Origin of the sequence: Sulfurovum sp. AR (assembly GCF_000296775.1) — a bacterium.
In the GTDB taxonomy this organism is placed as follows: Bacteria; Campylobacterota; Campylobacteria; order Campylobacterales; family Sulfurovaceae; genus Sulfurovum; species Sulfurovum xiamenensis.
The window spans coordinates 126667-140996 of record NZ_AJLE01000002.1 but is presented as its reverse complement, the minus strand read 5'-3'; the positions used below and the strand labels follow the sequence as shown (position 1 = coordinate 140996).

The window sequence follows — 14330 nt, the reverse complement described above, 5'->3', positions numbered from 1 at the left end:
AACAAACACTCCTTCATTATTGGTTCTAACTCTTTAGCATTCAAGCCACCAAGAAAAGCTTTTATACATCGGTTGGTATGATTGACTTTAAACATTATTTCTCCTTTATAAAATAGTATTAAAAAGATACCCGATGATGATGATACCACTTCCGACTATGGCGAAAAATAATCCAATAAGTCTTATTGAAATGATCTTTTTTAGTATCAGTGCTTCGGGTAAACTCAATGCTGTGACAGCCATCATAAAGCTGAGTGCCGTGCCCAAAAGCATCCCTTTGCCGGTGAGTACTTCTACTAAAGGCATAACACCTGCCGCATTAGAATACATAGGTATACCCATCATCACAGCGATGATCACGGCAAACGGATTACCTTCCCCTGTATAACGAGCAATAAAATCAGTCGGGATATACCCATGTATCCACGCTCCTACACCTACACCAAGTAATACATACAGATAAATTTTCTTAAAAATATCCAAGGTATAGCCCCATGCTTCATTTGCTCTCTCTTTGACTGTCAGCGAGACAAGCCCGGCTTCCAGTTCAGAATCAATTGGTTTCACATCCAACAGTATCTCTTTTTCAGCACCCATTTTTCCGATAAAGTAACCGCCGATGATGGCAACCATCAGCCCAAAACCGATATATATAGCTGTAACCTTCCATCCAAAAAGCCCAAAAAGCATTGCTATGGCAATCTCATTGTTCATAGGAGCAGAGATAAGATAACTAAAGGTAACCCCTACCGGGATCCTTGCTTGAATAAAACCTAAAAAAAGAGGGATCGCAGAGCAGGAGCAAAATGGTGTGATGATCCCGAACAGTGAAGCACCTACATGCCCGTAAAGCGCAGATTTACCCTGAAGATGTGCACGAACGTATTCTGTATTGACCCATGTTCTCAAAAAGGAAACGGCAAAAATGATCGTAAGCAGTAAAAACCATATCTTGGCAGTATCATAGATAAAAAAGTGTAAGGCATCCGCCAACTTTCCTTCAAGCCCTACAATACCGTAGATAAACTCTTTGGTGAGTTCATACCACATTTAGCAAAGCTCATTTTTGATGATAGGAAGGAGTTCTTTTTCAATAAGATTGAGTGTTTTTTCATACTCTTCTACCGCCTTGCCGCTTGGATCTTCAAATCCTACATGTATCGTCTTCACTGCTTTTGGGAACATAGGACATGTCTCATTTGCATGGTCACATACAGTCACAACCAGATCAAAAGGTGTATTCAGCACTGTTTCGATCACTTTTGAGTGATATTCATCCCTCCAGAACCCTTTTGACTCCAACAGTGCCTGAGCATTGGGATTAACTTTTCCACTTGCTTTGACACCAGAACTTTGAGCAAAGACACAATCACCGAGTTTAGCATTGATCAGTGCCTCTCCCATAATAGAACGACAACTGTTTCCCGTACATAAGATCAATACATTTTTTTTCATACTTTACATCCTTGTGTTTGTGATATGTTCTTTAATTCAGGAAGATTCATATCCAAATAACGGATCTCTTCCAATGCTTCACTGCGAAAGCGGTCCAACGGTTTTCGAATGGAGTAATATGCCCAGGTTCCTTTACGCTCTACTCGTAAAAATCCTGCATCTTTTAGAATCTTAAGGTGGCGTGAAAGGCGGGACTGTATCATGTCAAATGATATCTGCATGTCACATACACATGTCTCCCCGTATTTATCAAGAAAACGCAGGATCAACACTCTTGTTTCATCATTAAGTGCAGCAACACTTTTTAAAAAAACTTCCATCATCACTCCTAGCATATTCATAAAATTGTAGCAGATTTTAATTACTAAATCAAGATATCTTGATATATTTATTTAACTTTCGATATAGTTACCAAATTAAATTTATAGGAAGTTTATATGTTTTTGGCAATTTCAGTCTTTTTAATAACCTTGGTTTTTGTGATCTGGCAGCCTCGTGGTCTTCAAATAGGTACAACAGCTGTCATCGGTGCAGTAGCCGCCCTGCTTCTGGGTGTAGTGAGTTATACGGATGTTTTTACCGTGATAGACATTGTATGGGATGCCACATTGGCATTTATAGGTATCATCATTCTCTCCATGATACTGGACCAGATAGGCTTTTTTGAATGGGCAGCGATTAAAATGGCACAATTAAGCAAAGGCAGTGGGAACAGGATGTTTGTCTATATCTTAATTCTTGGTGCACTTGTTGCCGCATTCTTCGCCAATGATGGAGCAGCACTCATCTTAACCCCTATTCTACTGGCCAAGATGAAGTACTTAAAAATGAATCCGTTGGCTATCTTTGCATTTTTGATGGCTGGAGGATTTATCGGTGACAGTGCATCCAACCCTCTGGTGATCTCAAACCTTACCAACATCGTAACTGTCGGATACTTTGACATCGGTTTTATCGAATATGCAAAAAATATGTTCCTGCCTAATCTTCTGTCAATCTTCGCTTCTATTGTCGTCTTGTGGATCTATTTCCGTAAGGAAATTCCATTAAAAGTTGATGTATCTACACTTCCAGAGGCCTCTTCAGTCATTAAAAACCAGACCATGTTTAAATTGAGCTGGTGGTTTTTGGGATTGTTGATGACGGGTTACTTTATCGGTGACTTTTATGACCTTCCCGTCTCTGTGTTTGCACTTGGCGGAGCACTGATATTTTTAGCCATAGCAAACCATTATAAAGCGACCAAACCCCTCATGACCATCAAAGCTGCGCCTTGGCAGGTGGTTTGGTTCTCCATAGGACTCTATGTTGTGGTCTACGGACTTAAAAATGCAGGACTTACCGACACCGTAGCCTCATGGATCAGTGCACTCCAGACACAGGGTGAAGCCATGGCGGTCATAGGTACAGGTTTTCTTGCTGCGGGTCTCAGCTCTGTGATGAACAATATGCCGACCATCATGGTGATGGACATCGCCATCAATCAGGTAGGATATACAGGAAATGAAGCGTTGGTCTATGCCAATATACTTGGCTCAAACCTCGGTCCTAAAATGACCCCTATCGGCTCACTGGCCACCCTCCTTTGGCTTCATGTTCTTGCACAAAAAGGTGTAAAAATAGGCTGGGGAGAATATATGAAAGTGGGACTTGTGATCACACCGCCTGTATTACTGATAGCCTTACTCGGTCTAATATAAATTTTTTATGACTACTCATGTAAAACGTAAAGAAAGAGAGAAAAATATGATAAATCTAAAAGAGTTTTTTGCCTATGGCGAAAAGGTACCAGGATATGAGATAGGTATGCTGAATGAAAGAGAAGCACGTGCGGCAGCAGCTATACTGTTTGTCGGTGCATTTCTTGGACTAATGAACGGGATCATGCTGCATACGGCAGTCTTTTCTAAATATTTTGTAACATTTTTTGCTATCGACTTTACGATGCGTATCATTCAGCCACGATATGCGCCCAGTTTGATGCTCGGACGTTTTTTTGTACAGAACCAGAGACCTGAGTATGTCGGAGCTGCACAAAAACGTTTTGCATGGGTACTGGGATTTATACTGGCATGGCCAATGTTCTACTATCTGGTCATTGATTTCCAGCCTAACCCGCTTAAAGCACTGGTGTGTTTGATCTGTATGGCACTGCTCTTCTTCGAGGCGGCCTTCTCTATCTGCCTGGGCTGTAAGATCTTCGAATGGGTCAAAAGAAAAGATCCGAAGTACTGTCCAGGCGGTGTATGTGAAATGAAGATAAAAGAGCCTATCCAAACCTTTTCAGTAGCTCAAAAGGTTATCCTTATCTCCACGGTACTGGTCATGGGATACGGTATCTATGCCTATTTTACCAAACTACCCGACAGAACTGTGTTTGTCCAAAAGATGAAAACGATGATGATGAGTCAGGCGGAACTTGATGCGATACAAGCAGCAAAAGAGCAAGCTGAAGAGGATGCATTCTTCAATGACGATGAGGATCTCTAATTCTATCGATATCTTCGTCAAATATATCTGCATGGGTATGGTCTTTAGAAATGCCAAAACTCATTATACGTTGAAAATTCGCTCAATTGAGGTACGTAACAGACAAAGACAGTCTATCTAGCAGCATAGAGCTCTTTTTCTCTTCCTATCAGTATATCTCCCAAAAAGAAATACGCCTCTTTCCAGGCATCAATGACATCTTTACTTGCTACATCACCCAGCACATCTTTAATGGCTTGTAGTAAAGAAGCACCCACCATGGGATAGTGCTCAGACTTCACATTGCTTGTTACATGCCTTTTTGCAATGTCATCTACCGTATGACTTAACACATGAAGCTTATCTATATTGGCTGCGTATGCAACGATAGCCCCTGCAAGTTTTTTGTACTGCGCTTCAAGTGCTTCAGGAAAAAGAGCTCTTGTCTCAGGATAATTCATAAACAAGATCTCATACATTCTCGTAGTAATAGCTTCTCCATATTCTACTAGTAACGGTGCTGTTTTTTTACATATCTCAACTGTTTTTTCTGAGAGTACCATTGCTTTTCCTTTATTTTATTGTTTGAATATATATTATTATATTACTATTATGAATCCTATATATACAAAATATTGTATAATTATTAATCAATACAAACTATAAATAAGAGTGATTCAAGTAATACATTAGACTAATTTAAAGAATAAAAAATTGAAAATGGTTAGGAGTGATTTTTATTTACTTGTATGTTTCTAGGTATATTGTAACCATCAAAGATGGTTACAAACTATTTTCAAAAAGTTTGTCATCTAACTGACCCAGTACCGATGCAAAAGATTCATTTTCTATATAGTGCATAAGTGCAGCGTTAAATGTCAGGTTAAATACCCTATTACGGTGTTTGAAGCTGTAATTTGACATCTCATTTTGCATATTGTGTAGATGTTCTTCTGCTTCATTTTCATTCAACCCATGTAAAAAGATCAGAAAGTTATCCTCCGAATAACGCACGATCTCATAATGGCAATGCTTCTGGTCCAGATAACCAATCATATAGTCACTGACCTGTTTTAAGAGTCTATTACCTATATTCGTATCATACTCACTAATGATCCTGTCATAATCGGTTATCTTGATACTGATCAAAAATCCGCGATCATTAAATGTTTCATTATTATTAAGCTTATCTTTAAAGATCCATAATCGGTTTTTACTCTTCGAAATATCATCTGAAAAGAGTTGTGTACGCAGAGTGTCCATAGCAGACCGCAGAACATTCAGCTCCTTCATATAGTCTCTACCTGAATCAAACCAATGTTGCTCCATTTGTTTCAGTGACTGCATAGTGTTTATGATCTCATCCTCATCTGCTGCAACACTGTGAATACTTTTTTCTTGCTGTTGATCATCTATTTTTTTCATCTCTTCCATAAATATCTCAAGATATGTAGAAGGTAGGATGATGTCATGCTTTAACGCCCTAAGCTTTGTTTTTTCAGTGATTTGTACCAATTTATCGTTATTGTTATGCAATGTTGCCCCCTTTCGGCCCAAATGTTGCGCTAACACTCTCCCAATGCTCCGGTTTATGCAAATGATACCCTTGCAGATAATCTACACCGATACTTTTTGCCAGTCTCATAATAGTTTCATCACTAATATATTCAGCAATGGTTTTGATCCCGAGATCATGGCAGATCTTGACCATATTCTCTAGAATGATCCTGTATTTTTCATCATCTATTTTTGATACCAATGAACCATCGAGCTTTACAAAATCGATATCAAGGTTAGCGATATTGTCAAAATTCGAGAAGCCACTGCCAAAATCATCTATCGCGATAAGCACACCCTTTTTTTTAAGGGAAAAGATAAATTCATTGACCTGTTCAATATCCTCTATCTGTTCACTCTCTACGATCTCAACTGTTAAACGGCTACCGACTTTCTTTTGTTTGATCTGTTGCATCAAAGTATGACAAAGTTCAGAGTTATTGATATCTAGATAAGAGAGGTTCAATGTCATGGCAACATCATGTTTATCCATGACATCAAATACTTTTTCGATCATTTGAGACATCAACTGTGTATATAAACGGTACTCTTTTGATTTTTCCATAAATGCCGCTGGGGATAATACATGCCCTTCACTGTCCATCAGTCGCATAAGGCTTTCAAACTTGTTCGGGACATGGTTGTCATCCGCATCAAATATCCCCTGAAAATATGGTGTGACGGTCTCTTGTTTAATATTGTTAAGCAGTGTCTCATAGACCTTATTGACGATATGTTCATTCTTATCAATCGCATAACTGTCATAAAAAACATAGTTCTTTTGTGATCTTTTTGCTTCCTGCAGTGCTTTTTCCGCATAGAGCAAACTAACAGAACTATCTGCCTTTGTTGCACCAAACGTCGCATTGAGATGAATATGGCTATCGTCAGATATAACGAACCTATGATTTGCAATACTTTGGGAAAGCTGTTTTACCACATATTCAAGCAGACGATGATTTAGATCATTTTTGATGAACAAACAGAGTTTATCTGCATAGACATGATAGATATCGTAGGATAATACCCCAACACCCTATGTTCTAAATATCTCTTTAGACTCCATCTCTTGAAGGGTACCTTTGATCATCGTTTGCATTTCACTCACAATGCGTGTACCTGTTTCATATCCATAGAGGATATTGATATCATCAAAGGCAACGATGTCGATCAGTGAAACGATAGCAACATCATTGTATCTGGAGATCATTTTTTGGTGATCCTGCATCGTTTTCCCTGATGATATAGCAGAAACTTGTCTCTTTTTGTTTTCATCGGCCAATATTTTTTTATCTGGTTGAGAAAGAGTTGCACCCATGTTCTTTCCTTTTTTGTCTAAGTCGACTTGATGTTTAATTTCCATCAGTTTAAGTAGAGCTTCATCTCTGGTCTGAGCATCTACTCTTTTTTTGATCGGTTTGCCATCAGCATCTCTATAGGTCACATAGTAACCTGTGACTTGCCCATCAGATTTACGATAGAGTTCACTGACACCTTTATAGTGCTTGTCAGTGATAGTTCTGATTGGCATCTTTTCCTCCGATCTCCATGAAACTTTTTTCTTAGAGAGTTTTCTAAAGTGTAAAACTCTAAACCTTATAATTCTATTGTACACAAAAGTTACTACATATGTCAAGAAAATGTAGTAACTTTTAAATAACTCTTTCAAATTCCTATTTATAGGGGGTATAGCATTATTTAAGTCATAATATATTTTTTAATATACTAGAACATCAAATAAGTTACTACAAGAATAATATTGTTAATATTAATAAATATCTAACATATGGATCTCATCACTTATTTGTCATTATTCAGTATGAAACGCTGCTTCCTACTTATGTATGTTTTCATTTTCAAGTGCTGTAAGAAGTATGAGAAAGAAAAATATTTTTCATCCTCCCCTACTTCATTCGGGTTGTTTCTGTTATACTTATAGAAGTTAATCCACAACAAGGTATCCAATGGGTAGTGAGATAAGCCACAGAGAGTTTACTGAAAAAGATTTTATAGCCTTTCAAAAAGCATTGGATGCTGAGTTTGCATATGTAAAAACTCTTTTTGATAAAGGTTGCGAAGTTTTTTCCAATGCGTACCGTATAGGGTATGAACTTGAAGTGTGTCTACTCACCAATGACAACCAGCCCAACCCTATCAATAAAAACATACTTGAAACGATAGACTCCCCTCTTTTTACCAATGAACTTGCAAAATATGATATGGAGATCAATGGTCATGTTTTTGAGCTTGGTTCCGGGGCGCCTGAAGCGTTAAACAATGACCTTGTTGCACTTTGGGAACAGGCTCAAAACGCTGCTAAAAAATTTGATGCGAAGATCGGGCTTTTTGGAGTGCTTCCAAGTCTGAGGCTTGAACACTTCAACAAAGAGTTGTACCAATCTGATATGCATAGATATACCCTGGTATCCCAACGTATTAAAGAGTTAAGACATGAAAGTGTCAAGATCCTGTTTCATGGAGAGGATGAAGTCTCTTTGCAAAAAGATGATGTGATGTTTGAAGCACTCGGAACATCTCTACAGATCCATCTACAGATCCCTTTTGATAAAGCAGTCGCATATTATCATGCTGCACTGCTTGCCTCTGTTGTACTGGTAGGGTTCGGGGCAAACTCTCCTTTGGTGCTGGGGAAAAGGGCCTGGCATGAATCTCGTATCACCATCTTTGAACAATCTGTCGATACAAGAGACAAAGAGAGAAGAGAGCATGGTGAAGAGAGGAGAGTACATTTTGCACATGGGTATATAGATTCTTGGCAAGAGCTGTTTGAACAGAACAAAATGTTTAAAATTATTTTTGCCGATGTAAAAAACCAACCTGCAAGTGACCTCCACCATTTCAATCTCCATAATGGGACGATCTGGAGATGGATCCGTCCTATATTAGGCAAGGACAAGGATGGTAGACATACTCTCAGACTTGAACTTCGTGTACTTCCCTCTGGACCGACACTGATAGATACAGAAGTAAACCTATGGTTCTTTATAGGTCTCATCCATGGCTTGGTAAAGTCAAAGATCAACCTTACAAAAATACCTTTTGAAACAGTAAAAGATGATTTTTACTCTGTAGCAAAGAAAGGATTACAAACGAAATTTCATGAACCTGTAAATGCACAGAAAATTTCTTTGAAAGAGTGGATCTTAAACGATGGATTGAAGATGACTAAAATGGGGCTTGATGTTTTAGGCATAGATAAAGCCGACGGATATCTGGATATCATCAAACAGAGAACCTCCTGTGGACAAAATGGAGCTGTATGGCAACTTGAACACTTTAAAAAATATAACAGCATACCAAAACTTATGGAGGATTATATGAAAAACTCTGAGCAAAATATTCCCGTACATAAGTGGGGTCTATAGATGAACAAGCTGAACATAGTGAACAAACTACCCGATGCATTTTTAGATATTTCCTACCGGGATATTAAACAAGTATTCGACAGACCTACACTAGTAAATCTAAAAGGTCATAAAGCCCCTGCCCTGTTTATATCTATACTGCTTCATGGAAATGAGTTCAGTGGCTTGATGATCATGCAGGAGATCCTCAAAAAGTACAAAGATCCACAGGGATATACTCTACCAAGATCGATCTGGCTTTTTGTGGGAAATATAGAAGCAGCATCACAAGGAGTTCGTAGACTTGATCATGAACTGGACTTTAACCGCGGCTGGCCGGGAACGACTGAACCAGATGCACCTACAGCAAAACTTATTGCCCAAGTGATGCAGAAGATCACAGAGGATGAACTCTTCGCAGCCATTGATCTGCACAATAATACAGGGAAAAACCCGCCTTATGGCTGTATCTCCGTTGTCAATGAGAAGAACAAGTACTTAAGCAGCTTTTTTAACCATATTGCGATGGTATTCCATACACCCAAAGGGGTCTCAACGATGGCCTTTGATGATATCTGTCCTGCTATTACCCTCGAGTGTTCTACTCCCGGCAATCAGCTTGGGATAGACAAAGCCGTGGCCCTGATTGATGATCTGATGCATATGGACCATTTCCCCGATAAAGCCCTTCCTTCTCATGATCTACAATTGGTACAGAACAGTGCCGTGCTTAAAATAGCCGAAGGTGTCAAATTTGGCTTTGAAGATGAAGAGGGAAGTTTTGATCTCACGCTGGTAGCCAACTTTGACCGTCACAACTTCACCCAGCTTAACATCTCAGAGGTTTTTGCACATACCACCCTGGAGAGACCCCTTATCGTTACAGCAGAAGATGGGACGGATCTAACAGATGAATTGATATCCAACAATAACGGTTCTATCTCTCTTAAAAAATCGCTCATGCCGGCGATGATCACTCTGGATAAAAAAATTATTGTACAAGATTGCCTCTGTTATCTATTGGAAGACTATCAAGGATTAAATATTTAATCCTCTTTATTTAAGAGTATCTTTTTTTCAAAAGCATCAAATAGATCACTACAGATATACCCGCAGAACCTAAGATCATCAGCATGACCATGATCTGATACCGTACAGCTATCAAAGGATCGACCCCTGATAGTATCTGACCTGTCATCATGCCAGGCAAAGATACAAGACCCACGGCAAAAAGCATATTGATCCTAGGAATCAGTGCTGCCTTAAAAGATATGACCCGGGCATTGATATAAGCATTTCCCCTATTGATCTCGCTTTCAACTCTTTCAGCAGCAATACTTACAGCATTCATCGCATTTGCAAAGATCATCCCAGCAAGCGGAATAATATATCTGGGTTCATACCAAGAATCAAGACTCAGTACACCAAACACAACCATCAACAGTGTAAAAATACTACCAATACATATAGAAAGAAAAGCGTAAAGATAGAATTTGTTTTGCCGTTTTTCAAGAGGCCGCATAGAGATGATACTTGCAGCAATAAGCATAACCGAAAGTATCAATAGTACGAGATACGGAGAATCCACATTAAAGATATAGGTCAACACATATCCTATCAGTATCAACTGTATCAACATCCTGAAAAGTGCATAAAAAAGCGTAACCTTATCCTGAGTCCAACGTATATAGATCACGATCACTATAGCAACGGGGATCATCACCCACAAAAGATTGAGAAATGAGATAGTGTATATGGATGTATTCATCTGTTTATTATAGCAAACTCATACTACGTCTTACTATCTACAGAAATACTCAGGATCATTTCTAGACTGTTGATTAAAATTTAATCAACAGTAGATATATAAACTACTCCATTGCTGTTATACTTGAATCACACATAGTTAAAAGGAATTTAAAAAGAGTTATCTAAAACAAATAGAGGGATAGTTAAAACCAAACAGCCAGAGTATATTTGTACTCATGGACCGGCTGAATTTAAAAATCCTACATTTGTCACTAAAAAAATGTAAATACAAAGCATAATGTTCTGTATTTACAAGTGCCTGAAGTGAATTAAATCCTCCTTTTTGAATACAATGTAATCTCCTTATCTCACTTCAGGTACCTGTAAATACAAAGGTATTAACTCTTAAAGATCTCCATATGTCATAGGGGTGGACCCATATGAAAGTATAACTATGTCAAAAAACTATAGTTTTTTTAAACGTGCACATTAAAGGAGAAAAGATGAAATATGAGCTTATAAAAAAGATCATATTACCACTATTGGTATTGAGCACGATCTGGGGTATATGGAGTGGCATCGCTAGTGTGGTGGACGGATTCCCAACTCCTGCCAATACCTATCTAGCAGCTTTTGGTGGGGAAGATGCTGAAGGAGATGAAATCGATGGTATATTTGCTAACCCTTTTTATATAGATAGTGAAGAGGATAAAGGGATCTTTTGGCATCTCTTAGCATCGCTTAAAAAGGTTTTTGGTGGATTTGCACTTTCACTGATCATAGGGATCCCATTGGGCTTACACATAGGTATGAGCAAAAATCTTCAATATGCCTTTGATCCTATTATTCATCTATTAAAGCCTGTATCCCCATTGGCATGGTTACCCCTGTTACTTTTTATCTTCAAAGATAGTAATATGACAGTGATCTCAACCATTTTCCTTACCTCACTATGGCCGGTCATGATCTATACGGTCTTGGGTGTACGCAGTGTAAGTGAAAATTATATGAATGTGGCCAGGGTCTTAAGATTTAATGCACTTGAAAAAGTCGTACAGATCATACTTCCTGTTGCTGTACCATACATCTTTTCCGGTATGAGACTCTCACTGGGACTTTCATGGTTAGTGATCATTGGTGCTGAAATGTTGGCCGGTGGGATTGGTATAGGAACATGGATCTGGAATGCATACGATGACCTTGCTTATAGTCATGTCATTATTGGTATGTTCCTTGTTAGTATCATCGGGTTTATTTTAGATCTCATGATGAGAAAAGTATCTGATTTCTTTGATTACACAAAAAAAGGTAGAGCATCATGAGTGAATTTCTAAGTTTAAAAAATATTGAAAAAAGATTTCCTACGTCTGGGAAAGAAGCGTATATTGCATTGACCGATGTCAATTTAGACATTAACAAAAATGAAATCATTTCTATCATTGGACACAAAGGATGCGGTAAATCAACATTACTGAATATCATCTTGGGACTTGAGAAACAGTCTCAAGGTGAGATTATTCTAAATGGAAATGCAGTGAGTGAACCGGGACCGGACAGAGCAGTCGTATTTCAGCATGGCTCTTTACTTCCATGGTTAAGCGTATATGAAAATATAGAGATGGCCATTAGAAAAATAATGCCTAAACTTGATGCCCTCACCTTACGTGAACGTGTAGAAAAATTTGTCTCCATGGTAAACTTGGATGCGGCTAAAGATAAACTTCCCTGTGATATCTCCGAAGGTATGAACCAGCGTGCAGATATCGCAAGAGCGCTTTCTATCGAACCCGATGTTTTACTGATGGATGAACCTTTTGCAGCGATTGACTCGTTAACAAGAACAACGCTGCAAGAACTTTTAATGCATATACAGCAAACTGTGAATACAACCATGATCATCATGACACATGACATAGATGAAGCCGTACTGCTCAGTGATAGAGTTGTCATGATGACCAATGGCCCTGCAGCGACTATCGGAGAGATACTCGAAGTAAATCTGGAGCGTCCAAGAAACAGAGTTGAACTTCAACATGATCCTGAGTATATCAGATGCAGAGAAGCCATTGTGGCATTTTTTTATGAAAAATTTGCCAAAGAAGACGAATAACATTATCAACTCATAGAAAGAAAACCTTATAAAGTTATATATTTTATAAGGTTTTGAGAAGAATATATTTTTGGTATACTCTTAATATTTAATTTCATAATAATCAAGACATTTTCTTTCTTTAATTAAATGAATTATTCTCGAAAAAGGACACATATGGAAAATCCATTCAGAGTTCCAACTGATCAGGAAATACAAGAAGCCCAAGAGAAATTAAATTATAAATTTCATCCAGATTACATTGAATTTTTAAAATCTGGAAGTGATGTTGCTAATGCTTGTTTTGAACCAGCAGTAATTTTGTCTGGTTCATGTCATTTAGATATTTATGAAATTTCGGATACTGCTTGGAGTAAAATGGGATTATCAAGAGACTTGCTCCCTATTGTGGAAGACAATGGTGACTACTATTGTCTAAACAAGTCGGGAGAAGTTGTGTTTTGGTCTCACAATGGCACTACTGATGAAAAGTGGAAAAATATTTCAGACTGGTATCAACAGGTATGTGTAGAGTTAAATTGAGGTATAAAATATAGTTAGTAGATAACCCAATAAAGTTATATATTTTATAAGGTTTTCAGAACAAGACATTTTTGATATACTCTTAATACTGAAATAACTCAATAAGAGGACACTTTGTTCCTTTAATAAATAGTTATACTCAAAAAACAACTACAAGGTAAAGACACTTTGATTGAAATCATTATTACAACTATTATTTTAATTGGATTAATCTATATTGGTGCTAGAGTTATGTATTATTTAGTTAAATGGAGGGAGCGGATACGGCTTGCCCATCTACGTTCTGAATCTGAAGATACTAGTTTTATAGAGGAATATGACAAACTTGAAGATGAAATCAAAAATATGCCACTCTTCGATAATAGATTATTTGTATATTATTTAATACTTGCCGTTCCAATTGTTCTCATCTTAACATTAATCAAATAAGATAATAAAACCTTGCAGCGACATAGTTGTCCTGTGGGTACAACTATGTCTCAAGTCAAACGTTATAAACTTTTTATATCCTAAAAACCAAAACCTTATAATCTAACATAGAATATAACAGGGATGAAGTCCTTATAAAGTTATATATTTTATAAGGTTTTCAAACTAAAAAACTGACTAATCAAAAAGCTGCAAGTGGGTTTATGATTGGTGTTATGGTTTCAGTAAACCTTGTTTTGCCATTCTATTAGAATAGTAAACAAGGAAGATAACCCAAAGTAGTCCAAGGACATGAGCAGCAATGCCACCACTCTCGGATAATGACATAATATTTGTTCCAGATTTCATAAGATTGTAAATTTGGCTTATTATATAAAAAAAGCATACGCCCAAAAGAGTTTTACCGCAATAAGTTTTTTGCGTATCAACATGAATGAGGCTACAAAGGCTAAAATTGGATTGATTATTACTTTTAAATGATCAATAACTCCAAGTGAAGCGTAGTATTCTTTCATATGTGGATCATCTACAGAAAGATATCCAAGTATGACAGCTAAAAAAGATAGGAGCCCAACTATCCCAAGAAAAGAGATTATAAAAATAATCCAAGCTACTACAGGAACTTTTATTTTTTGAGCTTGTTGTTCATAAACATTTTCCATTTTTATTGGTGT

Annotated in this window: 17 protein-coding genes; 8 read left to right on the top strand and 9 right to left on the bottom strand. The window is 37.6% G+C overall.

What is annotated here, in order from left to right; all coding sequences use genetic code 11:
* Positions 1 to 105: 105 nt before the first annotated feature.
* Genes SULAR_RS02315 through SULAR_RS02305 form a run of 3 tightly spaced genes read right to left on the bottom strand, consistent with a single transcriptional unit; the run spans position 106 to position 1775 of the window.
* A complete protein-coding gene (locus SULAR_RS02315) occupies positions 106 to 1050 on the bottom strand; it encodes a permease (protein WP_008242594.1) in 945 nt (314 codons plus the stop codon).
* Positions 1051 to 1455, bottom strand: a complete 405-nt coding sequence (locus SULAR_RS02310) for an arsenate reductase ArsC (RefSeq protein ID WP_008242593.1) — start codon at positions 1453 to 1455, stop codon at positions 1051 to 1053.
* Positions 1452 to 1775 (bottom strand): metalloregulator ArsR/SmtB family transcription factor, encoded by a 324-nt coding sequence (locus SULAR_RS02305; protein WP_008242592.1) that lies wholly within the window; start codon positions 1773 to 1775, stop codon positions 1452 to 1454. The genes SULAR_RS02310 and SULAR_RS02305 overlap by 4 nt, the downstream gene beginning before the upstream one ends.
* Before the next feature lie 117 nt (positions 1776 to 1892).
* Here SULAR_RS02305 and SULAR_RS02300 point away from each other — a divergent pair, with 117 nt between their 5' ends.
* Both SULAR_RS02300 and SULAR_RS02295 read left to right on the top strand, forming a co-directional pair.
* On the top strand, positions 1893 to 3155 hold the full coding sequence (locus tag SULAR_RS02300) for an arsenic transporter (protein ID WP_008242591.1): 1263 nt from the start codon (positions 1893 to 1895) through the stop codon (positions 3153 to 3155).
* Positions 3156 to 3201: 46 nt separating this feature from the next.
* Positions 3202 to 3945 (top strand): DUF4395 domain-containing protein, encoded by a 744-nt coding sequence (locus SULAR_RS02295; protein ID WP_008242590.1) that lies wholly within the window; start codon positions 3202 to 3204, stop codon positions 3943 to 3945.
* Positions 3946 to 4058: 113 nt separating this feature from the next.
* Here the strand turns inward: SULAR_RS02295 and SULAR_RS02290 are convergent, their stop codons facing one another.
* From SULAR_RS02290 to SULAR_RS02275, 4 genes are all read right to left on the bottom strand, one after another.
* On the bottom strand, positions 4059 to 4487 hold the full coding sequence (locus SULAR_RS02290; RefSeq protein WP_008242588.1) for a globin domain-containing protein: 429 nt from the start codon (positions 4485 to 4487) through the stop codon (positions 4059 to 4061).
* 220 nt (positions 4488 to 4707) lie between these two features.
* Positions 4708 to 5460 (bottom strand): diguanylate cyclase domain-containing protein, encoded by a 753-nt coding sequence (locus tag SULAR_RS02285; protein WP_008242587.1) that lies wholly within the window; start codon positions 5458 to 5460, stop codon positions 4708 to 4710.
* A complete protein-coding gene (locus SULAR_RS02280) occupies positions 5453 to 6463 on the bottom strand; it encodes an EAL domain-containing protein (RefSeq protein WP_008242585.1) in 1011 nt (336 codons plus the stop codon). The genes SULAR_RS02285 and SULAR_RS02280 overlap by 8 nt, the downstream gene beginning before the upstream one ends.
* Before the next feature lie 54 nt (positions 6464 to 6517).
* Positions 6518 to 7012, bottom strand: coding sequence for a hypothetical protein (locus SULAR_RS02275; protein ID WP_008242583.1), 495 nt, complete (start codon positions 7010 to 7012; stop codon positions 6518 to 6520).
* 433 nt (positions 7013 to 7445) lie between these two features.
* Here SULAR_RS02275 and SULAR_RS02270 point away from each other — a divergent pair, with 433 nt between their 5' ends.
* The gene (locus SULAR_RS02270; protein ID WP_008242581.1) at positions 7446 to 8867 is read left to right on the top strand and encodes a hypothetical protein; all 1422 of its coding nucleotides are present in this window, start codon (positions 7446 to 7448) and stop codon (positions 8865 to 8867) included.
* Positions 8868 to 9896: a M14 family metallopeptidase gene (locus SULAR_RS02265; protein ID WP_008242579.1), complete on the top strand. Its 1029-nt coding sequence runs from the start codon at positions 8868 to 8870 to the stop codon at positions 9894 to 9896.
* A gap of 10 nt (positions 9897 to 9906) precedes the next feature.
* Here the strand turns inward: SULAR_RS02265 and SULAR_RS02260 are convergent, their stop codons facing one another.
* A complete protein-coding gene (locus tag SULAR_RS02260; protein ID WP_008242577.1) occupies positions 9907 to 10614 on the bottom strand; it encodes an ABC transporter permease in 708 nt (235 codons plus the stop codon).
* Between the two features lie 484 nt (positions 10615 to 11098).
* Between SULAR_RS02260 and ntrB the strand changes: the two genes are divergently transcribed.
* The 4 genes from ntrB (at position 11099) to SULAR_RS02240 (ending at position 13656) form a co-directional block, all read left to right on the top strand.
* The gene (gene ntrB, locus SULAR_RS02255; RefSeq protein ID WP_008242575.1) at positions 11099 to 11917 is read left to right on the top strand and encodes a nitrate ABC transporter permease; all 819 of its coding nucleotides are present in this window, start codon (positions 11099 to 11101) and stop codon (positions 11915 to 11917) included.
* Positions 11914 to 12705 carry an ABC transporter ATP-binding protein gene (locus tag SULAR_RS02250; protein WP_008242574.1) on the top strand — a complete coding sequence of 264 codons (792 nt, stop codon included), beginning with the start codon at positions 11914 to 11916 and terminating at the stop codon, positions 12703 to 12705. The genes ntrB and SULAR_RS02250 overlap by 4 nt, the downstream gene beginning before the upstream one ends.
* A gap of 129 nt (positions 12706 to 12834) precedes the next feature.
* Positions 12835 to 13227: an SMI1/KNR4 family protein gene (locus SULAR_RS02245; RefSeq protein ID WP_369791777.1), complete on the top strand. Its 393-nt coding sequence runs from the start codon at positions 12835 to 12837 to the stop codon at positions 13225 to 13227.
* Positions 13228 to 13395: 168 nt separating this feature from the next.
* Positions 13396 to 13656, top strand: a complete 261-nt coding sequence (locus SULAR_RS02240) for a hypothetical protein (RefSeq protein WP_008242570.1) — start codon at positions 13396 to 13398, stop codon at positions 13654 to 13656.
* A 368-nt stretch (positions 13657 to 14024) separates the two neighbouring features.
* Here the strand turns inward: SULAR_RS02240 and SULAR_RS02235 are convergent, their stop codons facing one another.
* Entirely contained in the window at positions 14025 to 14318 is a 294-nt protein-coding gene (locus SULAR_RS02235) for a hypothetical protein (RefSeq protein ID WP_008242568.1), read from the bottom strand.
* Between the last annotated feature and the right edge of the window lie 12 nt (positions 14319 to 14330).

Coding starts and splice junctions, on each gene's coding strand:
- SULAR_RS02245 (WP_369791777.1), top strand. CDS start 12,835: ATGAATTATTCTCGAAAAAGGACACATATGGAAAATCCATTCAGAGTT.
- SULAR_RS02260 (WP_008242577.1), bottom strand. CDS start 10,614: ATGAATACATCCATATACACTATCTCATTTCTCAATCTTTTGTGGGTG.
- SULAR_RS02300 (WP_008242591.1), top strand. CDS start 1,893: ATGTTTTTGGCAATTTCAGTCTTTTTAATAACCTTGGTTTTTGTGATC.
- SULAR_RS02270 (WP_008242581.1), top strand. CDS start 7,446: ATGGGTAGTGAGATAAGCCACAGAGAGTTTACTGAAAAAGATTTTATA.
- SULAR_RS02275 (WP_008242583.1), bottom strand. CDS start 7,012: ATGCCAATCAGAACTATCACTGACAAGCACTATAAAGGTGTCAGTGAA.
- SULAR_RS02290 (WP_008242588.1), bottom strand. CDS start 4,487: ATGGTACTCTCAGAAAAAACAGTTGAGATATGTAAAAAAACAGCACCG.
- SULAR_RS02265 (WP_008242579.1), top strand. CDS start 8,868: ATGAACAAGCTGAACATAGTGAACAAACTACCCGATGCATTTTTAGAT.
- SULAR_RS02305 (WP_008242592.1), bottom strand. CDS start 1,775: ATGGAAGTTTTTTTAAAAAGTGTTGCTGCACTTAATGATGAAACAAGA.
- SULAR_RS02295 (WP_008242590.1), top strand. CDS start 3,202: ATGATAAATCTAAAAGAGTTTTTTGCCTATGGCGAAAAGGTACCAGGA.
- SULAR_RS02235 (WP_008242568.1), bottom strand. CDS start 14,318: ATGGAAAATGTTTATGAACAACAAGCTCAAAAAATAAAAGTTCCTGTA.
- SULAR_RS02250 (WP_008242574.1), top strand. CDS start 11,914: ATGAGTGAATTTCTAAGTTTAAAAAATATTGAAAAAAGATTTCCTACG.
- SULAR_RS02310 (WP_008242593.1), bottom strand. CDS start 1,455: ATGAAAAAAAATGTATTGATCTTATGTACGGGAAACAGTTGTCGTTCT.
- ntrB (WP_008242575.1), top strand. CDS start 11,099: ATGAAATATGAGCTTATAAAAAAGATCATATTACCACTATTGGTATTG.
- SULAR_RS02315 (WP_008242594.1), bottom strand. CDS start 1,050: ATGTGGTATGAACTCACCAAAGAGTTTATCTACGGTATTGTAGGGCTT.